The organism is Lentiprolixibacter sp., assembly GCF_982873095.1.
In genome coordinates, this window is record NZ_CEYNTP010000185.1 from 3,683 (window position 1) to 5,744 (window position 2,062).

Here is a 2,062-nt window from a genome sequence, read left to right on the forward strand (position 1 = left end):
TTCTCCCTGGTTTTGGGGTCCTGAAGTTTTGTTATGAAGTTGGCTTCTGAGTTCAAAACTTTAGAATTAGGAACGAATTGATATAAAACTAATAATTAGACCTTCGTTTTTTCGAATAGTTTGCTTGATATCTATTTTTTTGTGGGAAGTATGGCAAATTATCTATTCCCAGCACAATAGCAGAATTATTCCTACATTTAAGCATGCTGTTAGCCACCCAGGTTTTAGGTAATCTTTTGAAATCGATCAGATTAAGTTTAGTTGGACTTTTCCTGATTCCTGTATTAAGCTTTGGGCAGACTGCTCAAATAGACAGCCTGAAACTCCTTATCGGACAACAGCAGAATGATTCCCTTAAGGTAAATTCCCTATTAGCACTTTCCCAAAATTACTTTTCCATCAACCCGGATTCGGCCATTTTCTATGCCAGGAATGCCGTAAACCTGGCTGATGAGACCGGATTTAAGATGGGGGCAGGCCTGGGCTATAAGAACATAGGCCTTGCTAATTATTTCATGGGGGACTACGACAAGGTGCTTGAAAACTGGGAGCAGTCCCTGGCCATTTTTGAGGAGATCGATTTTAAAGCAGGCATCAGCAATATACAGAGCAATATAGGTTCTGTGTATCAGACAAAGGGCAATGACCCCACTGCGCTGGAATACTTTATCAATTCCTTGCGTAGCGCAGAGGCGATACAGGATACTACCCGTATCGCTACAGCCTTACTCAATATTGGTACGGTGTACTCCAATGTAACCTCTACCTATGATCAGGCTTTGGAATCTTATGATAAGGCCCTGCCTATGTTTCGTCAATTGGATTATGACGACGGAGTGGCTATGGCCTCCCTGAATATTGGTGAGATCTATCTAAAGAAAGACAATCCGGCTGCAGCTATAGAGTATCTGGAAATTTCCCAGGAACTTATTGATGAATCCAATTACGGTCATGCTTACAGCTTAACATTATTAGGAGAGGCATATCAAAAGATGGGAAATCTATCCCGTGCCGAGCAATATTATCGAAAAGCCGTGTCGGTGGCTAACAACAGCCAATCGAAAATGGAGCGATCCAAGGCACAAATCGGACTGGCGGAAGTACTGGAAAACCGAGGGATATATTCAGAGGCTGTTTCCAATTATTTAACCGGACTGGAGTTGGCCAAAGAGACGGGTGTATTTTACGATCAGGCAGCAGCTTATGAAGGATTATCCAAAGTGTATTCTGCCACCGGGGCCTTCGAAAAGGCCCTGGAAGCCAATAAAGAATTTATTGCCCTTAAGGATACGATCAGGGCGGATAATTATGAAAAAACGCTGGGGATTTTAAGGGTGCAGTTCGATCTTGCAAACAAGGAGCGGGAGATTAATCTTCTAAATGCTGAAAACGAACTCAAAGAATTCCAGATAGAAAAGGATGCCCGCGCCAAACAGTCGCTCTACATTATACTTATCCTGTTTCTTGCGATCATAGCCGGACTTGTTTTTCAGTTCTTCTACATTCGCAGGTCTAATCGGAAACTGGCCTTTGAGCGGAATCGTTCGGAACGCATCCTGTTGAATATATTGCCCAAGGAAACAGCAGAGGAGCTCAAAGAGAATGGTTTTATAAAAGCCAAGGAATTTGAGCAAATAACCGTCTTATTTACAGATTTTAAGCAGTTTTCGGTAATCGCTCGAAAAATATCTGCGGATAAACTGGTTAAAAGCGTTGATTACTACTTCAAAGCATTTGACGAGATCACAGAAAGGCATAATCTGGAGAAGATCAAAACTATAGGGGATGCTTATATGTGTGCCGGGGGCTTACCTACAGAAAACAATACCCATGCCGATGATGCCTTCAACGCCGCACAGGAGATTTTGGAATTTGTAAAGGAGAAACAGAATAATCCACCCAAAGGTATTTATCCATTTGAAATCAGGATTGGCCTTAATTCGGGTCCCGTAGTAGCCGGAGTGGTAGGGACCAAAAAGTTCCAGTATGACATATGGGGAAGTACGGTCAATATTGCAGCCAGAATGGAATCCAATTCCATTCCAGGCAAGATTAATGTGTC

1 protein-coding gene is annotated in these 2,062 nt (G+C 42.4%); it reads left to right on the forward strand.

What is annotated here, in order from left to right:
• Positions 1–203 precede the first annotated feature (203 nt).
• Positions 204–2,062, forward strand: a 1,859-nt coding sequence (locus AC4E7D_RS10795) for an adenylate/guanylate cyclase domain-containing protein (RefSeq protein ID WP_490173806.1), incomplete at its 3' end; no start/stop codon positions are given.